Below are 22523 nucleotides of genomic sequence, written 5' to 3'. Positions count from 1 at the left end.
GAACTGAGCTGCGAACGCACCTCTGGACAGGAGACGACCATGCAGGAGAGCCCCACCCAGGTTTCGGAACTGTCCGAGATCGACGCGAGCACGGCCATCGCCCTGGTGCGATCCAAGGCCCCGGAGACCCGGTTCGGCCGCTTCACCGCCCGCCGTCCCGACAACGGTAAGTACGTGCAGGTCAACAGAATCGACGCCAACGGCACCGTGCTGTCCGGCGGCTGGACCTTCCTCGTGGACACCGCCAAGCAGGTCGTCGTGCGCACCGCGGTGAACCCGGAGAGCTTCGACACCAGAGCCGCGGTCCGTCAGGGCACCGTCTGCTGATCGGCACACGCTGCCGGTTCGGCGGGGGCCGGATGAGCGATCCGGATATGAAGTCGAGTGCTCCGAACATCGGCCCCGCCACCGCACGCGCGTAGGTTCGGATGGATGACCGAACTTCCCGAGGATCTGCGGAACATGCTGGACGGCAAGAACTTTGCGGTCGTCGCCACCCTGAACGCGGACGGTTCACCCCACACCTCGGTGGTCTGGGTGGACCGCGACGATGACGCGCTGGTGTTCACCACCACGGCACAGCGCCGCAACGGCCGCAACCTCGCCCGCGATCCCCGGATCAGCGTGACCGTCCTCGACGCCCGGGATCCCTACCGCGCCATCGATGTCGCTGGCCTCGCCGAACTCGTCCCGGATCCGGACAAACGGCTTCCGGCTCGGCTGTCACGCAAATACGTCGGGGAGCTGCCACCGCCCGAGTCCAGGGACGTGCGGCGGCTGATCGTGCGGGTCGTTCCACAGCGGATCACCGGCTTCGGCGCTTGAGCTGAACCCGATCGGCTGGGTCTCGCGGATCTGCTGAATTCGTCACCGGCTCGGCCACCGGCGTGACCTGGTTCCGACCTTCGCCTTCGCTGCGACCTCGTCGGAAATCTTCGCGAGCAACGGGTTGATAGTCGGCCCAGGGAGACGACCGGACCCGTCACCAGCGTGAATCGCCGGACTTCCCCCGTGTGTGCGGGAGCAGTGCGGATCTCATCCGTGCGCAGGGATTTGATTGGCGCAGATCATCCAGCGCTCGCGCTGGGTCGTGTTCGTTCGGATACGAGGAGGGCAGAAGCTCGGCGCACCGGGCACCCGGGGTCGGTGTAATGCCGACGGCGTCGGACCGCACTGCCGCCGGGGCGACGGCTCTTCCCGCTCATGAGAAGTGCGAGGCTGGGGGACTGCCTAGAGTTCTCCCCGTCGAACTCGTGCGATATCGAAATCGTTGGTCCGAACTCGGCTACGCGGGTGCAGGATCTTCCAACAGGGGAGCGAATGACAACTCCTGCCCAGCAGGTCACCGACGGCTTCGAATCCACCGGGTGCAACCGGGGTGACGCCGAACGCGCCGTGCTCAGCTACTACCGCCTGGTCGATGACGAGAAGTTTGTCGACCTGATACAACTCTTCGCGCCGGCCGCAGAATACCGCCGACCCGGCTACGAGCCGTTCATTGGGCGACCGGCACTGATGGACTTCTATTACAGGCAACGGGTCATCACCAGAGGCCGGCATTCGATCTCGAGCCTGGTCGTCGACCATCGAACCGTCGCTGTTAGAGGTCGTTTCACAGGCGCAACGCGGGGTGGCGGCTCGGTGAATCTCCGGTTCGCGGACTTCTTCGTTCTGGACTCGAGTGGCTTGTTCGCCGCGCGGGAGACGTTCTTCTTCGTCCCTTCCGTCTGACCCGTGCGATCCGGGTGGATCCACCTGCACCACAACCTGATTCACAAACTCCAGTACCGCCCGTGCACGCGGGATCAGACTTCGACAGAAGGCCGGAATGTGGTAACCCTGATCGCCTCCACCCGCCCGAAACTGGTGGTGGACTATCTGAAACCGATTGATGGTCCGGTGCAGTACCTGATTCCGGCCGGAACCGAATCGATATGGCGATCCGCTGGAATCACCGCGCCCCTGCGCACCGTCGATTCCTGGACCGATTTCAACGCGCTGGTTGCCGCCGTGTCAGGTATTCCGATCACCCGGATTCTCGCCACGGACGAATCGACCATCGCGGCGGCCGGCTTCCTGCGCTCGATACTCGATGTGCCGGGACAGAAGTGGGAACAGGCCTTGGCTTTCACGGACAAGGCGGTAATGAAGCGCAGGTTGCGTGATGCGGGCATCGCGGTTGCCCGGTGGTCGGTTGTTCATACGTTTGCCGAGGCCGCTCGGGCAGGCGATGAACTCACCTGGCCTGTCGTGTTCAAGCCGCGGCGGGGCCAGAGCACGATCGGTACCACGCGGGTGGAATCGGTCGAACATTTGAGCCATCTGATAGCGACCGGAAGATTCGATGCCCACACGGTGGTAGGTGACCTCGAACTGGCACAACAGGCTTCGGGAGTCTTCGAGGCACTGACCGCAAGCGTCGACGGGTTTTTGGTCGAAGAATGCGTTGACGTTGCGGTCGAGTACACATGTGATATCGCCGTCCGATCAGAACAGTCGGTACTCGTGCTCACCACGCAGTACCTGAGCCCATTGCTGGACGCGGTGGGGCGGGGTGAAGTCGCCGAGTTCATCACGGTCCCGTCTGACAGTCCGGAGGCGGTCGCCGTGCAGCTCATCACCCGCCGTGCCATGGCAGCGCTCGAGCTGACAACTGGACAGGTGCACTGTGAGGTGTTTCGGACCAAGACCGGTGAGTATGTGCTCGGTGAAATCGGCGCGCGTGCCGGCGGTGCGGCGCTGCCGGCGCTATCCGCACTTCTTTTCGGTGCGAACACCATCGAGGTTGGATTCGATCTCGCACTCGGACGGCCGCCGGCCGCCGTGCATGAAGGAACCGCAACACCGATCGCAGCGGTCGGCGTGCCGATGAAGTGCGGACGTGTCACGCGCGTACCGACGCTGGCGCAGCTCGAGGCGCTGCCCGGTGTCATACGCGCCGAGATTCGGACACGGATCGGGCAACGGAGCGGCGGCGGGCTCGCGGCCGCCGATGCGGCCGCGTACCTGTTCGTCACCGCCGAACACGAGCCGATCGAACCTGTAATGGACCGCGCCCGAGCTGCCGCCGCCGCGTTGTTCGCCTTCGACGACTCCGAGAGGGAGCCGGCAATGGTTCGTTGATCTCGTCGGACCCTGGAGCGCGCGTACAGCGCTTCTCGCACCGGCGCCACCGTCCCAATCGCCAGCACTACACGGAAGGTCACGATGGTCACCTTGATCGTCACACCCGGCCCACGATTCGCCACGCCGTACCTGGACCGAATCGAGGGTCCTGCCTGCTGTGTTATTCCGGCGGGCACCGAGCACCTGTGGGTCGGAGTGCCGGTACCGCTGCTCACGGTGACCTCCTGGACCGATTACAGTCAGCTCGCTCAGCGCGTAGCGCCGCTGCCCACCGTCACCCGTGTCATCGGTCCGCATGAAACTACGACCGCAGCAGCGGGATTCCTGAGTTCTCTGTTGGGAGCGCGCGGTCGCGATTGGGCTCAGTCCGTGGCATTCACCGATAAAGCGGTGATGAAGCGCAGATTGCACGAGGCCGGGATCCCGGTCGCGCGCTGGGCGGTCGTGCACTCGATCGGTGACATCGCGGCGGCCGCGGACGAACTCGGCTGGCCCGTCGTGGTGAAGCCCCGCCGCGGCTGCGGGACCCTGGGCACGCATCGCATCGGCGATGCTGGACACTTACGTCAGCTCAGGACTGCGGGCGCGTTCGCCGCGCGCACCGCGCCCGAGGATGTCGATGAGACGCTGCGCGCCGCCGGGGTTTACGGCAGCCTGGACTCCACCGCCGATGGATTTCTGGTGGAGCAGTACATCGACATCCTCGCCGAATACACCTGCGATATTGTGACCTGGCCGGACCGATCGCGAATCACCCTGGTAACCGAGCATGCCAGGCCATTGCTCGACGCGGTTCAGGAGGGACAGGCCGCAGAGCACGTCACGCTCGGTGACGACAGCCCTGTCGCGGCGGACGTCATTGCCCTGACTCTCCGTGCGCTCGACATCCTGGGCGATCCACACAGCCCGGTGCACTGTGAGGTCTTCCTAACGCGCGATGGCGACTATGTGCTGGGCGAAATCGCTTGTCGCGAAGGCGGAACGGCACTGCCGGTGGTGTGTGAAATGCTGTTCGGAGTCAACACCTTCGACGCCGGGATCGACCTCGCGTTGGAGCGGGAGCTGCCCACCCCTACCGATCGGCGATACGAGGCAATTGCCACCGTAGCTCTGGTACCGGCACACGGAATTGTGCGCCGGGTCCCCGCGAGGTCCGAACTCGAGGCACTACCCGGAGTTCTCAGGGCAGAGACACGGGTGCGCGAGAACGACTATTTAGGACGTGGCCGGGGCTCTGCGGCTGCCGCCGGATATCTCTTCTTGGAACCGGATCCGAGGTGGCCGCTCGAGGCACAGCGGGCAGAGATCCGTGCGTTGGCAGAGCCGCTGTTCTCGGTTGAACCCGAGCCGATTTCAGTACCGTGATGTACGAGCCCGAGGGCGCCAGCGTTTCCGGTCGACCGGTATACGGATATCCGGCGGTCCTACTGCTCGCTTCGACCCTGGCCGCGTGCGTCGGCGGGATAATCATGCCAGTCGTCGAACTCATTCGCCACGACCTCGGCATCAGTGCGACAGCGGTTGGCATCTTGTTAGCCGCGCATGCGGGGGTCATCGTGGTGGTCAGCCCATTCGTGGGCCGCGCCACCGACCGCTGGGGAGTTCGGCATCTGCTGGGAATGGGTCTGCTTCTCTATGGTGTCGCGGGGGGAGTGGGGACTGTGACCGACTCGTATCCGATCCTGCTCACTAGCCGTGTGCTTCTCGGCGCCGGGGCCGCAGCAGTATTCAGTGTCACCACCGTGGCGCTCCTGGCGATGGGAGCCGGGCGGGACCAGGATCGGATGATCGGCTGGCGCACCACGGCGATGACAGTCGGCGCGGTGGCCTGGCCGCTGTTGGCGGGCGCGCTTGGTGCGTTCGACTGGCATGCTACGTTCGGCCTCTACCTGCTCGGTATCCCGCTGGGAATCGCGGTTCTGATATGGGCGCCGCCCGAGCAGCCGCGCCGTTCCGAAAATTGCGAGCGCCGCGGTTCCACGGTGGAATTGCTTCGGCGGCACCCAACCCTGAGCGCTTGGTACGCGATGACCGCGGCATCCGGCTTGACCACGTATGGTCTCATCGTCTTCCTACCCGGGCGACTCGCCCAGGCCGGAATCGTGAACCCCATGTTCGTGTCGCTGTTCCAAGTCGGATTGTTCGCATTCGCTGGAGTCATCGGCGCTGTGTTCGTCCACATAGCAGCGTGCGTCGGGTTCGGCGTCCTGCTGCGCATCGTGTGGGCTTGCCGGGCAGTGGCTTTCACCGTACTTGCGCTCAACACCCAACCTTTGCTCCTGTTGGCCGCGACCGCGTTGGTCGGAATCAGTAACGGGCTATCGCTGCCTGTGACGACACTTCTCATCGGGGAGACACCGGAACCGACGCGGCGCGGGCTGGCGGTGTCGCTCGCCGGGACGGCCCTGTTCGTGGGACAGGGTCTGACGCCGGTGGTTTTCGGCCCGATCATGCATGCAGCGTCTCTAACGACTGCGTTCCTGGTGGTCGCTGCGGGTTCGTGCTGCATTCTGCTACTGCTTGCACGCCGGCGGATCGCAGATCCACGGATTGCGAAAGCTGTTGCGCCCCGATGAGCTCTAGCTCGGTCTCGGACAATACGTTCCGGTCCGATGTAAGCGGCGCGTGGTGGTGGACGTTCGAACATGTCCGCGCGGCTGTCCCGCATGCCTGTCGGCGAACCGCCGCCCCCGGAAGACTCGGCGGTGCGACCCCTGATCGTTCCGGTGGTGCCGTAGCAGATCACGACCCACGGTGTCTGAGCGGTACCTCACCTCCCGCGACTCGAACCGGTCACATCGTCTGGGACGGGTGGTCACTGGTCCGGCGGCGAGCGAGCCGGCCGAGTGACGCGGGCCGAACATCCAGACCGTTCAGCTATTACAGCAGTTTGCGGCGTGGTGTCGATTGCGGTGGGGCGGTGCTGTTTTGCCTCGAACAGATCTGTGCCACCCAAAGGGTTGCGGCGGACAACGATCGATAACATGATGTCCCGACACAGTCAGAGGTGTCGATGCTGGGCCACGCCGTCGGGGGCGGGGAACCCGTGGATTCGGGCGCGAGTGTCGTGCGAATCCGCCGGGCTTCTCTCGGGTGGGAATCCACACGACCTGCGCGCTGGAAACATCGATAGCACTCTCACGACGGGATCCCCATGCGCGACAACCGCTTGCCGACGACACCTCGTGCGGAGCGGAGGCGGCGAGACGGGGAGATGCGGGGGCGCGGCGTGGTCTCCCTGCTCGGCGCGGCCGTCGCACAGCATCCCGACGGGTGTGCGCTGGTCGGGGTGGAACGGACGCTGACTTATCGCGAGCTGGACGAGGAATCCAATCGGCTCGGGCGCAGGCTGTGCGCGCTGGGCGCGGGGCCCGAGGATCGCGTCGCGATCGTGCTGCCCCGCTCGGTGGACTCGGTGTCGGCGACCTGGGCGATCGCCAAATCCGGGGCCGCGTTCGTGCCCGTGGACCCGGCCTATCCCCGCGCCCGCGTGGAGTACCTGCTCGTCGACAGCGGGTGTGCCTTCGGCGTCACGTTCGCCCGGTACCTCGAGGAGCTGCCCGGCCACATTCGGTGGCTGGTACTCGATGACCCGCGGGTCGCGGCCGAGCTGACCGCGGAGTCGCCCCGGGCGATCTCCTACGTCGACCGGCGTTCGCCGCTGCGCCCGGCGAACCTGGCCTACCTCATCTACACCTCGGGATCGACCGGCCGTCCCAAAGGCGTCGGCGTGACCCACGCCGGTGTGCCCGCGCTGACCGCGGACCTGCACACCTCCTTCGCAACCCACCGGGACGCGCGCGTACTGCATTTCGCCTCCCCGAGCTTCGACGCCTCGATCCTGGAACTGCTGCTCGCGGTCGGCGCCTGTGCCACCCTGGTGATCGCGCCGCCGACCATCCTCGGCGGCGGCGAATTGGCGGACTTCCTGCACCGGCACCGCATCACCCACGCGTTCCTGACACCCTCGGTCCTGGCGAGCCTGGACGCCCGCGAGCTCGAGACCCTGACCACGATCGCGGTCGGCGGAGAACCCTGCGCACCGGCGCTGGTGCGGCGCTGGAGTTCTCCGCGCCGCCGGTTCCACAACATCTACGGGCCCACCGAATCCACGATCGCGGCCACCCTGACCGGTCCGCTGCGGGAGGCGGACCCGGTGCCCATCGGCCGCCCGGTCGACGGGGTCGGCTATCGAATCCTGGACACGTGGCTGCGCCCGGTGGCCCCCGGCGCGGTCGGCGAGCTGTACGTGAGCGGACCGGCGGTGGCCCGCGGCTATCCCGGACACCCGGAACAGACCGCCATGCGTTTCGTCGCCGATGTCCTGGGCCCGCCCGGCGCCCGGATGTACCGCACCGGAGATCTGGTGCGGCACAACCGCGATGGCGAACTCGAATACCGCGGGCGCGGCGACCACCAGGTCAAGATTCGCGGGCACCGCATCGAACTGGGCGAGATCGACGCGACGCTCGGCCGGATGCCGGGCGTCGCGGACGCGGTGACGGTGGATCGGACCACCTCCACGGGCAGCATCGAACTCGTCGCGTTCGTCCGCACCGAGCACGCGCCGGCGCACACGTTCACCGCGGAACTGCGAGCCTGGCTGGCCGCGGAACTGCCATCCTTCATGCAGCCCAACTCGATTCGCGTACTCGAGGAGTTCCCGCTCACCCCCTCGGGCAAGGTCGACCGGGCCGCGCTCGCCGCGCACACCGCCCGGACCGCGCCGGTCGCGGGCGCGAGCGGGATCGGTGACGACCTCGTGCGGGAGGTCTTCGTCCGCGTGCTGGGCACCCGGGATCTGGACGGCGACAGCGACTTCTTCGCCGCCGGCGGAAACTCGCTGCTGGCCACCCAGGCCGCCGCCCGCCTGAGCGAGATCTGGCAGCTGCGGATCCCGCCGCAGCTGCTGTTCGAGTACCGGACCCCGGCCCTGCTGACCGCCGCGATCCGCACCAGGCACTTCGAAACCGCCCGGCCACCGCTGCTGGCCGGGGTGCGGCCCGAGCGGATACCGCTGTCCGCGAACCAACTTCGCTTCTGGCTGCGCAATCAGTTCGACACCGCGGCCGCGGTGGACAACATCGGATTCGCGCTGCGGCTGGAGGGCGTCGATGTTCCGGCGCTGACCCGCGCGCTGCTCGATGTCGTCACCCGGCACGAAGCGCTGCGCACCCGGTACCCCGCCGACGAGCACGGGCCGCACCAGCTCATCGAGGACCCGGAGGCCATCCTCGACCGTTTCGGAGTGGAGGAGGTCTCCGACGCCGGCGTGGACGCCCGCGTGCGCGACCTGCTCTGGCAGGGCTTCGACGTGACGAGCGAGGTACCGCTGCGAGTTCGGCTGCTGCACACGCCATCCGGGCACCTGCTGGTGTGCGCGCTGCACCACATCTGCGCCGACGGCTCCTCCATGGCCCCGCTGGCCCGCGACCTGGCCGACGCCTACGGCGCGAGACTGGGCGGCGTCGCGCCGACCTGGCCGGCCCTGGCGGTGCAGTACGCCGACTACGCGCTGTGGCAGCGGGAGTTGCTGGGCTCACGCGAAGACCCGGATTCGCTGCTGTCGCAACAGCTTCGGTACTGGCAGACCGAACTGGCCGGGCTCCCGGACCAACTCGACCTGCCCGCCGACCGGCGTCGACCGAACGTGGCTTCGCTGCGCGGGGCGACCCTGGACCGCACGCTGCCCGCGCAGATGCACACCGCGTTGCTCGACCTGGCGCACGCCCAGCAGGCGAGTCTGTTCATGGTCATGCGCACCGCGCTCGCGGTCCTGCTGGCCCGGCTGTCCGGCACCTCGGACATCTCGATCGGCGTGCCGATGACCGTGCGATCCGAGCCCGCGCTCGACGGGGTCGCCGGCATGTTCGTCAATACGACGGTCTCGCGGACCAGTGTGGATCTCGCCGAGAGCTTCACCGATCTGCTCGCCAGAACCCGCACCCGCGACCTGTCCAATTTCGCGCATTCGGAAGTACCGTTCGAACTCGTCGTGGACGCCGTCGACCCGGTCCGGTCACCGGGCCGACATCCGCTCTACCAGGTCGGATTCGCGTTCCAGAACTTCACCCAGGCCGCGCTGTCCATGCCCGGCATCACCACCTCGATGCTCGATGTCGCGGCCGAGACCGTGAAATCCGATCTGCACATCGGGGTGATCGACACCCACGGCGAGGACGGTGCGCCCGGCCTCATCGGCATCCGGTTCGGGTACAGCACGGACCTTTTCGACCGGGCCACCATCGAGCGCTTCCTCGACGGCTACATCCGGGTACTGGAATCGATCCTGGCGGACCCGCGGCGCCGGGTGGGCGATCTCGCGCTCGTCCGCGACGACGACCCGGAGCTGTCGAGTCACGGTGCCGTGCAAGAGATCCCGGTTCGTACCCTTGCCGGGGTAGTGGCCAGGCACGCGGAACTGAGCCCGGACGAGATCGCGGTGGTCTGCGGCGGCGAATCGATCACATACCGGCTGCTCGCCGAACGGATCGCCCGGCTCGCGCGCTGGTTGATCCAGGAGCGGGCGGTGGGACCGGAGTCGATCGTCGCGATCGCCACGCATCGCTCGATCGATCAGGTCGTCGCCATGCACGCGACCGTCGACGCCGGTGCGGCCTGGGTGCCGATCGATCCCGACCACCCCGCCGACCGCATCGGCTACGTGCTGGCCTCGGCGCAGCCGCACTGCGTATTATCCACCACCGCAGATCGTTTCGCGATGGGTGGGGTGCACCTGATCGACACCCTCGACCTGAGCGCCTACTCGGGCGAACCGGTGTCCGGCGCCGAACGGACGGGCGAACTGCGGCCCGATCACGCCGCCTACGTCATGTACACCTCCGGCTCGACCGGGCGGCCTAAGGGCGTGGTGATCACCCACGAGGCGATCGCCAATCAGGTGGAGTGGATGTGCCGGCGCTACGAGGTCGGCGCGCGGGATGTGTACCTGCACAAGACCGCGGCCACCTTCGACGTATCGTTGTGGGGCTACTTCGTGCCGCTGTGGGCCGGATCCCGGCTGATCCTGGCGCTGCCCGGCGAACACCGCGACCCCGACGCGATCTGCCGGGCCGTCGCCGCCCACGGGGTCACCCTGACCGACGTCGTGCCCGCCATGGCCGCGCTCATCGCCCAGCACCCCGAGCCCGAGGCGCTGCGAACCCTGCGCGCGCTGTTCGTCATCGGCGAGGCGCTGCCGCCGGAAACCGTGCGCACCTTCGCCGAGATCTGCTCCGCCGAGGTGCACAATCTCTACGGCCCGACCGAAGCCGCGGTCAGCATCACCGAGCGGCACGTGCGCGCGAGCGACTTGGACGAGCCCCGCCTGCCCATCGGGCTCCCCGCCTGGAACTCGCAGTGCCGGGTGCTGGACGCGCGCCTGCGCCCGGTCCCGCGCGGCGTCACCGGCGAGCTGTTCCTGTCCGGTGTCCAGCTCGCCCGCGGCTACAAGGGCTCGCCGGGGCTGACCGCGGGCCGATTCGTCGCCGATCCCTTCGGCCCGCCCGGCGCCCGCGCCTACCGCAGCGGCGACCTGGCCCGGCTGCGGTCAGACGGGGAACTCGACTTCCTCGGTCGCACCGATCTGCAGGTCAAGGTGCGCGGGCACCGCATCGAACTGGGCGAGATCGAATCGGCGCTGCTCGGCAATCCCGCGATCGCCCAGGCCGCGGTGACCGCCCAGCGCGCGGGCGGCGACGTCCGGCTGCTCGGCTACGTGGTTCCCGCACCGGGTCAGGACGTGGATTCGAAGTCGCTGCGGCGCAAGCTTTCCGACGTATTGCCGGGCTACATGCTGCCCGCGGTGATCACCGTGCTCGCGGCCTTCCCGACGAACTCCAGCGGGAAAGTGGATCGCGCGGCACTGCCGCTGCCCGCCGTCGAGGACACGGACGAGATCGGCTCCGCGGCACCCGAATCCCCGGTGGAGATCGCCATCGCGGAGGTCTTCGCCGAGGTGCTCGGCGTGGGCCGGGTCGGTGTCACCGACAGCTTCTTCGATCTGGGCGGGTCCTCGCTCGGCGTCTTCGACGTGCATCGCCGCCTCTCGGCACGCCTGGAACGGGACGTGCCGATGCGGGCGATCCTGAGCGCGCCCACGGTCGCCGGGCTCGCGGCGCACATCGCCAACCCGCCCGCGCCTGCCGTGGTGTCCTCGCACGCGGCCGACGCCGTTCTCGCACAGGAGATCTCACCGGCCGGGTGCGCGCCGGCGGCCCCGGGCGCGGCCTCGGAGATTCTGCTGACCGGCGCCACCGGATTCCTGGGCGTGCACCTGCTCGATGAGCTCCTGCGCAGCACCGACGCCCGGGTGTGGTGTCTGATTAGAGCGGACTCCGACGCCGAGGCCCGCGCCAGGATCATGGCGGCGCTCGGGCAGTTCAGGCTGCGCACCGACGGCATCGAGGATCGGGTCCGTGTCTTGTGCGGCGACCTCTCGCTCCCCGACTTCGGTTTGGCGGCAAGTGATTTTGAGCTTCTGACCGAGCGTATCGACGCGATCTACCACAACGGCGCTCGCGTCAACCACGTCGATCCCTACGAGCGCCTGCGCGCGGCCAACGTCGAGGGCACCAGAACGGTGCTGCGCCTGGCCACCACCGTCCGCGCCAAAGCCGTGCACTTCGTCTCCACCCTAGGGGCCGCGATACCGTCCGGGACCCGGCCCGACCTGGTCGCCGAATCCGACCGCCTCACCGCCGGCCAACTCCAGGACAACGGCTACCTGATCTCGAAATGGGTTGGCGAGGAACTGATTCGCCAGGCCGGCGAGCGCGGCCTGCCGGTGACGATTCTGCGGCCCGGAACCGTCAGCGCCCACACGGTGAACGCGGTCGGCAATCCCCAGGACGGATTCTGGAACATGGTCGGCGCCGCCGCGACCCTGGGCCTGGCCCCGGACGTGGGCGAGGCGACGATCTCCCTGGTCCCGGTCGACTACGTGGCACGCGCGATCGTCGCGATCGGGTCGGGCCCACACCGGGAAACCGTCTACCACCTGGTGAACCACCAGCCCACCTCGATCCCCGCGGTCCTGGACAGCCTGCGATCACACGGTGTCGAGGTGCGGGTCGAGCCCCTGGACGCGGTCCGCCGGGAACTCGAGCGCCGAGCGAGCACGGCGGCCGCCTCCGACCGCGACGTACTGGCCCGCGCCGCCCTCCTGTCGCCCACCTACGCGGGCCTGGCCGCCCACGCCCGCTGGTCCGACACCAACACCCGTGCGGCCCTTGCCGGTACGACCATCGAATGCCCGCCGATCGACCGCACGGTCCTGAGCCGCTACATGGGTGAGCTGGCGGCAGCAGCCCGCGGCGGCGAGCAGCGCTTGACCCCGGTGTAGTCGCTCGGAAAGGTCTGCCCGCTCGGTCGCCGTGCCCATCACACGCGATGGTCATGGCGACCGAGTTCAATTGCGAGCATTGTCCTTTCCCGTCACACGTGGCATTTCGTGCCAATCAGGGGACATTCTGTGCACGGTGGCGACCCCCGGGCGAATTCGTGACTCCGCGATGCTTCAATGAATTCCGCAGCGCTCGAGGTCGCGATGATGTTTCCGGCTGCCTCGGGAAAGTAGAGGGGATCGTTGCCGTTGAGCGGGATCGCATTTCGTCACTCGTACGCGAAGGCGCGGCCGGGGTGTATTCGGAGAAATATCCGGCCTACCGGAATATCCCGGTCGGTCGCCTTAGGGATGGGCAACGCGACCGTTATCTCATTGTGTCGCATGCCTGCCCGCGGAACCCGCGAGCGCGCTCTACTCTATTGCTGCGATAGCAGCGGCCGTGGGGAATCAGGCGTGCCACAGTCGGGTTCCGTCGTGCCGGGACGTACGCAATGACCTCACGACATGTCATCTCGATCGGGGCGACCATGGATCAGCAGCGGACGCGTCTCCTGGACCTCACCGCGCAGAATCCCGAATTCCGGGTATGGCTGGCCCGGGCCAGCTCGGTGGCCGCCGCTTCAGCTGCCGTTGCGACCCTGGCGGTTACCGCGGACGCCGGGCTTTCCGCACCGCTTTCGCTGGCACTGGGCGTGGTTCCCGCTGCTGTGGCCTTGGCCAAGCTCGACCGGTTCTCGCGGCAGCCGGACTCGCACCGCGTGGCCGACGCGAACAAGTCGGTCAAACGCCTGCGCAACCACTATGGCGCACTGGCGAAGTCGTACTGCGTCGATGCGCCCGATATCGCACCGCAGGTCACGATAGCGTCGCATAGCACCGTGGTCGACGGGCGCATCGATCCCGCGGGTTCGATCGAGCACTCCGAAACCGTCGGCGATGAATGCCTCGTTCCGCTGCTGTACCGCGACGACGTGCGGCGCACGGTGCTGCTCGGAAACCCGGGGTCCGGCAAGAGCGTGCTGTCCTTGAAGCTGGCGGCATTCATCGCCAACGACTACTTGCAGAAGCAGGCACACAAGGTGCCGCTCGTGCTTCCGCTACGAGACTGGAGCGCGGGACTCGCGCTGCCGGAGTGGATCATCGAGCAAGCGTCCTACCTGTACGCGATCCCGACCACGGTGACCAGGCGCTGGCTCGACGACGGCATCCTCATCCTGTTCCTGGACGGATACGACGAGGTACGGACCGACCGGCGGGGTCTCCTACTCGGCGAGATCGCACGATGGAACGCCGGCGTCGACACCCGCATGGTCATCACCTGCCGTGCCTCGGATCCGGAATTGAGCACGCTGTTGTCCGCGATCGGCGTGGACAGGATCGCCACACTGCAGGCGGTTCCCGCCGAACAGTCGATGGACTACCTGGAATCGGCGATGGGGCAGATCACCATCGCGAAAGACGCACCGCCGTACCGTCCCGACGTAGCGCGGGTGGTTCGGATCCTGCGGGATCTGATGGTCGACGACAGCATTCGTGAACAGGTGATGCTGGGTCTGGCCGCGGCCTCGCGGGCCGAGAACGTGGCTACGGTCCCCGGTTGTCTGCGTGAGCGGGACGAGCGAGACCCCGCCGCGGCGGCGCTGGCCCTGGGCAATCAGCTGTACGCGGCCGGCAATTACGGCGGCGCGAAAATCGCCTACCTGGAGGCGGGCCGAGCGAAGCATTCGAGCAAGCACTCCGTCGCCATACTGCTGTACGGCATTTGTGAAGCCTTCCTGGGAAACAAGGATGCCGCACGGAAAGCGGTGTACGACTACGTCGAGGCGAGCCTGCGGGACCCGATCACGCCGAGCGAAGCCGGTAACCGGGTCAATCTCGGAACGTCGGATGAGCGGCAGGTCCTGGCGGCGATGCGGTCGGGCATCAGCTACGACCTGTGCCAGGTCTGTAGTCGCTCGAAATTGGTGCCGAGCCGAGTAACCGCCGCATTGCAGTCACTGCGCGAAATCGGCGCGATCGATACGCCTTTCGAGCGGCTGGACGGCATCAGATATCGGCGCAGCGACGCATTCGCGATGAGTGGCGACTAGGCGGAACCTGCACTTGAACTTCCCGCTGTGGGTGCTTGCCGCTCTGATCGCGGTGCTTTCTTCGCTCATGTTGCGAGCTGTCGGAAATGAGAAGGCGCTGCGCTGGAAAGCGTGGCTTCCTTTCTCGTACGTGATTCTTTTCGACGCGATCGCAAGCACCGCGCTCCTGGCATTGAACGCTGTGGTGCAACAGTTTCGCCACGGCGAATTGGGTGAGATGGCCGGGCTCGCGCCGACTCTGCTCCCGACGGTGCTGTGTGGAATCGCGGCCCCGGCCGTATTGCGGACGCAGACTCCCGCGAGTTGGCGGGGTTTTCTCGGCGGACGCCGACTGATGGGCCCGGTGCGCAAATTGCAGCAGCAGGCCGAACGGGATGTGGAGGACATCTGCACCGCCGAGGAAACGATCTGGCTGCGTGAGGAGATCGTTCAGGTGGCATGCCTGAGCGTCGAGGATCTGGGGGACTGGGCCGAGCGGTACATGAAGCGGCGATCGTTGCCCGAGCTGTCGAGACCGCGGGCACGTCAGGCGAGCATCAAGCAGATCCGGGACATCGTCGCAGACACGGACTCCCGGGATGAGGTGCGCCGCATGACGATCGTGCAGGTGCTACTGGACAACGTCGGCCATCGCGCGGTTCGCCAGTTGTTCAGATACGGGCGAGCAAAAGCCCCGGGCGCAATCGTCAGGCACCGGGGCCGAACGCACCGGTTCCTGTGTGCGACGGTGTTTGCGGGACGCGACGAATTGTCGATGTTGCGCCGCGACATCCGTTTGCCCGCCGGGTACCAGTCCGAACTGCTGGACAACAGACTTCGGATCTGCCGCCCGGACCGAGTCATCGATGACGCCGTGCGCGAGCTGGCCCGGGTCATGGGCGGCGAGCTGGGCGGGAGGGGCTCGGTCGAGGGCATCTATCAGGGGTGGATCGTGATCCGCCCGTCGATCGGGCGACGAGCCGGGGCGACGGTCCTGCGCAACGCGCGGTGCTTCGCCCAGTTGCTGCGCGACTGCGACTCCCTGGGCAAGCTCGTGGTGCAACCCAATGGCGTTGTTCTGGATGATGTTTCGGGTCTGTTCGCGACAGCCGGGCTGCTGGCCTCTCCCATGAACTCGCCCAGAACCAGTAGTCCCTATTGCGGTGACGCCTTCGCCGGACAGGGCGCGTGGCTGGCGATCGATATCGGATTCGACTCCGACTGCGCGTACAAGCGGCACTTCTACGGCGGAGCGGGTGTGCCGCTGTATCTGCTGGTCGACATCGCCAAAGGCCAACTGACGATTCATTCGGAGCTGCACGAGGGGGCCTACCGGTGCGTCGACGAGGTCGAGTTCGGCGCGAAACTGTCCCTGCCGCATCCATTCGAGGTCATCGTGGACACCAGCGAGCTGCGCAAGCCTCGATTCGGCGGGCTGCTGCGCGGTCGGTGATCGATTGCGGCGGTGATCGACCCGGCGATTCGCTCGACGCGGGTGGCGTCTCCGGTCGTGCCGCAGGAATTCGAACGCCCAGCGCCGCAACGAGTTCGGTCCCGCGCCGATATGCGGTGGGTGGCCGTGCTGTGTACGCTGCGGCTATCAAGATCGTGAACAGGGTGGTAGGTGCAAGGAATCGACGGCTTGCTGCAGCGGGTGATGGAAATCCCGGGTGCGGTGAGCGTGAGTTTGGCGGACGGGGCCAGCGGTCTGCTGATCGCCGCGGCCGGTGCGCACCCGACGGTGGACGGGCACGCCGACGCGGCGTTGACCACCGACATTCTGCGATCGATCAGTTCGTGTCCCGCGCTGTCGGGTCCGGCGCCCGACGACCCCACCGAGATCATCGTCTGCCGTCCCGGCGCCTACCACCTGATCCACCCGATCGACGGTGACTACGCCGCCCGCCTGTTCCTGCACGCCGTGTTCGACGAACGCATCGGCAACCTCGGACTGTCCCGCCATCGAATACGCCAACTCGTCGCCGAGACGATGCCCGCGAGTTCGGGACCATCCGGAACCACCACCTCACCGACAGAAGCGAATCCGCATGCCCGCCACGCCCGACCCGACTGAAGTGGACCTGCTGCTCGCCGCCCTGCGGCGGCAGCTGCCCGACCTGATCGGCTCGGTGGTGGCCTCGAGCGACGGCTTGCTCGTCACCCATGATCTGCCCGCCCGGATCGAGCCGACCGGCATGGCCGCGCTGATCTCGACGCAGCTGGCGCTGTCGCAGCGCCTGGTCGACACCGCCCTCGGGACGGAGCTCGAGGAGCTCGTCGTGTGCGGGCCCGCCGGGCACGTCGCGGTCTACGCGGCCGGGCCCAAGGCCATCCTGGGCGTGCTGGGAACCGGAAGCGCCACGGTCGGCCGCACCCACCTCGAATCCCGGCCGATCGCCCAGCGCATCGCCGAGGTACTCGGCAGAACCACCGGCGACCGATGATTCCCACACCCCGAAGGAAGAGGACAACACGTATGAGCAGCATTGACGTCGCATTGAAGGACATGATGTCGATCGACGGCGCGATCGGCGCGGCGCTGGTCGACTACACCAGCGGCATGGCGCTCGGCACCGCCGGCGGCACGAAGAGCTTCGACCTCCAGATCGCCGCGGCCGGCAACACCGAGGTGATGCGGGCGAAGATGCGCACCATCGAACACCTCGGACTGCACGAGGAGATCGAGGACATTCTGATCACCCTGGCCGGTCAGTACCACGTGATCCGCCCGCTCTCGAGCCGTCCGAAGGCCGGGCTCTTCCTGTACCTCGCCCTCGATCGCGAGCGCGCCAACCTGGCGCTGGCCCGGCACCGGCTGCGCGCCATCGACTCCGACATCGAGGTCTGAGGCCGACGCGGGATCCGCACGGTCTGCGGGCCGTGCGCCCGATTACCGCCGTTCACCCGGTTCGGGTGAACCGCCGCCGCGCTGCGGGCGACACACTCGCCCGATGGCTGCGACTCCGAAACCTGCAACCGAGTCCATCGTCCGCCGGAACAAGGAGCTGCTGGACCGGTTACCGTTCTCCGACACCCAGGACTTCGAGGACGCCACCCGGGGACTGATCGGACGGCGCGAACCCAACGCCGTCACCGCCGATGACGGAACAGTGCTGTGGGACAACGACACCTACGCATTCGTCGAAGGCGACGCGCCGGACACGGTGAATCCGAGCCTGTGGCGGCAATCCAGGCTCGTGTCGATCGACGGCCTGTTCGAGGTGGTACCCGGCGTCTATCAGGTGCGCGGACTCGACCTGTCCAACACCTCGTTCATCGAGGGCGACGAGGGCGTCGTTGTGATCGACACCCTGCTCTCCGCCGAGACCGGGGCCGCGGCGCTCGAGCTGTACCGGCAGCATCGCGGCGATCGCCCGGTCAAAGCGATCATCTACACCCACTCCCACGTCGATCACTTCGGCGGCGTGAAGGGCTTCGTGTCCCAGCAGGAGGTCGACGACGGGGCGGTGCGGATCTTCGCGCCCGAGGGATTCACCGAGCACGCGGTATCGGAGAACGTGTACGCGGGCACGGCGATGGGCCGGCGCGCGGGGTACTCCTACGGCGCGGCGCTCGCCCGCGGTCCGCAGGGCCAGGTCGGCGCGGGCCTGGGGCAGACGACCTCGACCGGCACGGTCACCCTCATCGCGCCCACGGACTTCATCACCACCACCGGCCACGAGGAAACCGTCGACGGGGTGCGCATGATCTTCCAAATGGCGCCGGACACCGAAGCGCCCTCGGAAATGCTGGTCTACCTGCCCGACTTCAACGCCCTGTGCGCGGCCGAGGACGCCACCCACACCTTCCACAATCTGCTGACCCTGCGCGGTGCGGTGGTGCGCGACCCGCACGGATGGGCCGGCTACATCACCGAGACCATCGACCTGTTCGGCGGTGACGCGGAAGTTGTTTTCGCGTCCCATCATTGGCCGGTCTGGGACAACGAGCGGGTCCAGCAGTTCCTGACCACCCAGCGCGATCTGTACGCGTACGTCCACGATCAGACGCTGCGGTTGATGAACAAGGGACTCACCGGGCCCGAAATCGCCGAGGCCATCGAGCTGCCGCCCTCGCTCGAGAACGCCTGGAGCGCGCGCGGATACTACGGCTCGCTCAGCCACAACGTCAAAGCCGTCTACCAGCGCTACCTGGGCTGGTTCGACGGCAACCCGGCCAGCCTGTGGGAGCACACCCCCGTCGAACAATCCATCCGCTACCTGCGGTTCATGGGCGGCGCGGACGAGGTGGTCGACAAGGCGCGAAAGTCGTTCGAGGAAGGCGACTTCCGCTGGGTCGCCCAGGTGCTGAACCATGTGATCTTCGCCGAACCCGGCCACGCCGCGGCACGGGAACTGCTGGCCGACACCTACGAACAGCTCGGCTACGGTTCGGAGAACGGAACCTGGCGCAACTTCTACCTTTCCGGAGCGACCGAGCTGCGGGACGGCCAGTTCGGCACCCCGACCCAGACCAACGCACCCGATATCCTGAACCACCTCTCGCCGGAAATGTTGTTCGACGCCATCGCGATTCAGGTCGACGGCCCCAGGGCTTGGGACGAGACCTTGTCGATCGACATCGTGCTCACCGACACCGATCAGGCCTATCGCATCCGCCTGGCGAACGGTGTTCTCACGTACAGCAAGCATCCGCAGCCCGACCCCGCGGAAGCTACCGTGACCACTTCCACCAAGGACCTCCCGAGACTGGTACTCGGTGGTCTGTCCGCGGAAGGAATCGCCACCGCCGGCGGAAATCTCACCGGAGACGACTCCGTGCTGCGGCGGTTGGTCGCCGTGCTCGACCCCGGTGACAAGAACTTCGCGATCGTCACCCCCGACGCGCACTAGCTGTAACCGCGACCTCGGCACGTCCGCGCGCGCCGACCCGAACGCCGAACGAACGGGGCTGATGTCATGGACGACGAGCGGCCCGCGGGCCCGTTGGACGAGACCGAACGCGCCGAGCTCACGCGCCTGCGCCGGGAAGCGGCCGCTCGCCGCGGCTCGGTCGACGGTCCGCGCTCGGGGCGGTCCTGGATTCGCTGGACGGCCACGGTCATCCTGCTGATTTTCGTTGTCGTGCTGGGTATCTCGGCCGTCCTGGCCCGCTTCGTGCGCGGGGAGCTGCTGGACACGGATCGATACGTGCAGACCGTGACACCGCTGAGCTCGGACCCGGTGATCCAGGACGGGCTCGCCGACCGGGTCACCGCCGCGATCATGGATCGGATCGACGTCCAGGCGGTCACCGCGCAGGCGCTGACCGCGATCACCGACAGCGCGCCCCGGGTCCCGGCGGCCGTGATCGGCTTGGCGCCCGTGGTCGAGGAACAGGCCGAGCACTTCGTCCACGAGACGGCCGAATCGGTCCTGGCCTCGGACGCGTTCGACACGCTCTGGATCCAGGCGAACCGGCAGGCGCATCAGAAGTTCGTCACCGTCATGCGCGGCGACGGTCCCGCTGCCATCGCCATGGACGAGGACGGCTTCGTGCGGATCGAGCTCGGCCCGATCGTCGACCGGGTGCGAGTAGCCCTGGTGGACAAGGGCTTTGCCTTCGCCGACCGGGTGCCCGAGATCAACGGGTCGTACGTGCTGTTCCAATCCGAGGAGCTGGTCACCGCCCAGCGCTACGTGTCGATGCTCGATCGCGCCGCGGGCATCCTGCCGTGGGCGACCGTGCTCGCGGCCGCCTGCGCGATCTGGGCCGCGCCCAGGGGCGCGCGCCGCCGGGTGTTCACGTGGGTGGGAGCGGCGCTGGTCGCGGCCATGGCACTGCTCGCCGTCGCGCTCGGAATCGGGCGATCGGCCTATCTGGACGCCGTACCCGCAAACGTCCTCTCCGGACCGGCGGCTGCGACACTGATCGACGCGGTCCTCGAACCCCTGCGCACCACTCTGCGCGCGGTGCTCGTGCTCGGCGTGGTCATCGCCGCCGCCGGATTCCTCACCGGGTCCTCCCGCACCGCCGTCGCGATCCGCGGCGGCTACGGGCGCGCCCTGGCCGCCGCGCGATCGCGGCGCGCCGACCGCGATCCCCGGTCGATCGAAGCGTTCGCCGCTCGTTTCCGCACCCCGCTACGGGTGGCGATCATCGCCGCCGCGGTGCTGACGCTCGCACTGTGGTCGTACCCGAGCGGGCTGGTGGTGATCGTGACGGTGCTCATCGCGGTTGTGGCGTTGCTCGTGGTGGAACTGGTGGGCCGGGCGATCCCCGCGGAGGCAGTCACCGCCGATACCGCTCACGGCTCGGTGCCGGGTGCTCCGCCCGATCCCCGCAGATAGCGGCCGACGGGAGTGTCATCGGAGGCGAATGCCTCGATGATCGCGGCCGCGCCCACGATCACCATCGACATGACGAAAAGCCAACTGACCGAAGTGAATGCCAGCCCGAGCGGGCCGAAATGCTGCTGCGCGTTGGCCGTTATCCGCGGCAGCAGGATCCGGCCCGCCACATGCACCGCGGTCAGGCCGACGGCGGTCAAAAGCCCTGTGGCCCAAAGCAACCGACCCGACAGCGCGCCCTTGGTCAGCAGATAGGGCGCGAACGCCCACACCAGCGTCCAGACCGCGACCTCCCCGAGCAGGGCCAGGGGACGGCCCGCGTAGTCGAGCCGGGACAGCCCGCGGGTCTGCGCGACCAGGCTCACCGACAGCGCGACCGCCACCAGCGCGGCGAGCCACCGCCACGCGTCGCGCGGCCCCATGGACGGCACCGACCAGACCGCGCCGTAGACGCGGCCCAGCGCCCGGGCGAACGAGGTGCCGCTGAGCAGCACCATCACCAGGCCCAGCACGCCGAACGCGGCGAACGACGGATCGCTGGTCTCGGCTTCGGCGACACCCAGTCGTCCTACGTCGAAACCGAACTGATCGCTCAGGGTGTCCGCGGCGGTGTGCCAGCCGCTGAACACCGACGCCGCGATGACCACCGGCAGGACCGAGATGAAGATCTGCGCGGCCAGCGCCAAAGACCGGTCCACCCATTGGATTTCGATGAGCCCGGACACCACCCGCCACGCGGTTCGCCCGGCCGGCGTGCGGCGCAACCGGTCCACCACGGCGCGTGCGGTCATACCGCCGATGGTGTCGTCCCACGGGGTTCGCCCACCTCACCCGAATCGGATGAAGCACATCGCGACCCGGATCACCATCATCGGGCAGCACCCGGGCGAATCGGAGACATCGGCATTCGCCCGGGCCCAGCATCCGCCCGCGCGAGCGGGGCCGGGCGTCGCCGATTTCACCCGAATCGTGCGAGCAGTCCCGCTCGCGGCGCTCCTACGGTGAGCCCATGGGCAGTGTCCTGGGCGATCTTCTTCCCCTCGCGGTGGGTGTCGCGATCTCACCGATCCCGATCGTCGCGGCGATCCTGATGATTCTCTCGCGCAACGCCTCCGGCACCGGCACCGGTTTCGCACTGGGCTGGGTGGCGGGCATCGCGGTGGTGACCACGGTGATCGTGGCGCTCTCGGGGGTGCTGGGCGGATCGCAGGACCGCGAGCCCTCCACCGCCGAATCTTGGATCAAGATCGCGTTGGGTGTGGCCCTGGTGGCTCTGGCCGCCGCTCAGTGGCGCAGGCGCACCGACCGGGAACCCCCGGGCTGGATGACCGCCATCGACGAATTCACCGTCGTCAAGGCCGCGGGGCTCGGCGTGCTGCTGTCCGCGGTCAACCCCAAGAACCTGCTGCTGTGCGTCTCGGCGGGGGTGACGATCGGCTCGGCGGACCTGAGCGCGGGGGAGCGGGTGCTCACGGTCGCGGTGTTCACGGTGCTCGCCGCGGCGAGTGTGCTCGCGGTCGTGCTCGGGTACCGGGTCGCCGCGGATCGACTGCGCCCGACCCTGGATTCCACTCGCCGCTGGTTGCAAGCGAACAACCACGCGGTGATGGCGATCGTGCTGCTGGTGATGGGCGCCGTGGTGATCGGCAAGGGAATCGGCGGACTGTGACGCCCCGGCGGAAGGGATGGGAC

Annotated in this window: 16 protein-coding genes; 15 read left to right on the top strand and 1 reads right to left on the bottom strand. The window is 67.7% G+C overall.

Annotated elements, in window-relative coordinates; all coding sequences use genetic code 11:
* Positions 1-39: 39 nt before the first annotated feature.
* The 14 genes from ABZ319_RS04360 to ABZ319_RS04295 all read left to right on the top strand — a co-directional run bounded on the left by ABZ319_RS04360 (position 40) and on the right by ABZ319_RS04295 (position 20831).
* Entirely contained in the window at positions 40-327 is a 288-nt protein-coding gene (locus tag ABZ319_RS04360; RefSeq protein WP_354984881.1) for a hypothetical protein, read from the top strand.
* 105 nt (positions 328-432) lie between these two features.
* Complete coding sequence (locus ABZ319_RS04355) at positions 433-825, top strand: PPOX class F420-dependent oxidoreductase (protein WP_354984880.1); 393 nt, start codon at positions 433-435, stop codon at positions 823-825.
* A gap of 468 nt (positions 826-1293) precedes the next feature.
* On the top strand, positions 1294-1731 hold the full coding sequence (locus tag ABZ319_RS04350; protein WP_354984879.1) for a nuclear transport factor 2 family protein: 438 nt from the start codon (positions 1294-1296) through the stop codon (positions 1729-1731).
* 99 nt (positions 1732-1830) lie between these two features.
* The gene (locus ABZ319_RS04345) at positions 1831-3123 is read left to right on the top strand and encodes a hypothetical protein (protein WP_354984878.1); all 1293 of its coding nucleotides are present in this window, start codon (positions 1831-1833) and stop codon (positions 3121-3123) included.
* 84 nt (positions 3124-3207) lie between these two features.
* On the top strand, positions 3208-4491 hold the full coding sequence (locus ABZ319_RS04340; RefSeq protein WP_354984877.1) for a hypothetical protein: 1284 nt from the start codon (positions 3208-3210) through the stop codon (positions 4489-4491).
* Complete coding sequence (locus tag ABZ319_RS04335; protein WP_354984876.1) at positions 4491-5702, top strand: MFS transporter; 1212 nt, start codon at positions 4491-4493, stop codon at positions 5700-5702. Before ABZ319_RS04340 ends, ABZ319_RS04335 begins: the two co-directional genes overlap by 1 nt.
* A gap of 638 nt (positions 5703-6340) precedes the next feature.
* Positions 6341-12469: an amino acid adenylation domain-containing protein gene (locus tag ABZ319_RS04330; protein WP_354984875.1), complete on the top strand. Its 6129-nt coding sequence runs from the start codon at positions 6341-6343 to the stop codon at positions 12467-12469.
* A 494-nt stretch (positions 12470-12963) separates the two neighbouring features.
* On the top strand, positions 12964-14562 hold the full coding sequence (locus ABZ319_RS04325; protein ID WP_354984874.1) for an NACHT domain-containing protein: 1599 nt from the start codon (positions 12964-12966) through the stop codon (positions 14560-14562).
* A gap of 181 nt (positions 14563-14743) precedes the next feature.
* Complete coding sequence (locus ABZ319_RS04320) at positions 14744-15994, top strand: hypothetical protein (protein WP_354984873.1); 1251 nt, start codon at positions 14744-14746, stop codon at positions 15992-15994.
* Positions 15995-16183: 189 nt separating this feature from the next.
* On the top strand, positions 16184-16615 hold the full coding sequence (locus tag ABZ319_RS04315; protein ID WP_354984872.1) for a hypothetical protein: 432 nt from the start codon (positions 16184-16186) through the stop codon (positions 16613-16615).
* Complete coding sequence (locus ABZ319_RS04310; protein WP_354984871.1) at positions 16590-16985, top strand: roadblock/LC7 domain-containing protein; 396 nt, start codon at positions 16590-16592, stop codon at positions 16983-16985. Before ABZ319_RS04315 ends, ABZ319_RS04310 begins: the two co-directional genes overlap by 26 nt.
* Before the next feature lie 32 nt (positions 16986-17017).
* The gene (locus ABZ319_RS04305) at positions 17018-17389 is read left to right on the top strand and encodes a hypothetical protein (protein WP_354984870.1); all 372 of its coding nucleotides are present in this window, start codon (positions 17018-17020) and stop codon (positions 17387-17389) included.
* A 103-nt stretch (positions 17390-17492) separates the two neighbouring features.
* Positions 17493-19394 carry an alkyl sulfatase dimerization domain-containing protein gene (locus tag ABZ319_RS04300; RefSeq protein ID WP_354984869.1) on the top strand — a complete coding sequence of 634 codons (1902 nt, stop codon included), beginning with the start codon at positions 17493-17495 and terminating at the stop codon, positions 19392-19394.
* A 66-nt stretch (positions 19395-19460) separates the two neighbouring features.
* The gene (locus ABZ319_RS04295) at positions 19461-20831 is read left to right on the top strand and encodes a hypothetical protein (RefSeq protein WP_354984868.1); all 1371 of its coding nucleotides are present in this window, start codon (positions 19461-19463) and stop codon (positions 20829-20831) included.
* Here the strand turns inward: ABZ319_RS04295 and ABZ319_RS04290 are convergent.
* On the bottom strand, positions 20789-21622 hold the full coding sequence (locus tag ABZ319_RS04290; protein WP_354984867.1) for a hypothetical protein: 834 nt from the start codon (positions 21620-21622) through the stop codon (positions 20789-20791). The genes ABZ319_RS04295 and ABZ319_RS04290 overlap by 43 nt on opposite strands.
* A gap of 218 nt (positions 21623-21840) precedes the next feature.
* On the opposite strand from ABZ319_RS04290, the gene ABZ319_RS04285 reads away from it, so the two are divergent.
* Entirely contained in the window at positions 21841-22500 is a 660-nt protein-coding gene (locus ABZ319_RS04285; RefSeq protein ID WP_354984866.1) for a GAP family protein, read from the top strand.
* Positions 22501-22523: the final 23 nt, after the last annotated feature.

This window comes from Nocardia sp. NPDC005978 (assembly GCF_040614455.1).
Lineage (GTDB): Bacteria > Actinomycetota > Actinomycetes > Mycobacteriales > Mycobacteriaceae > Nocardia.
The sequence above is the reverse complement of the archived record's forward strand: the minus strand, read 5'-3'. Positions and strand labels throughout refer to the sequence as shown.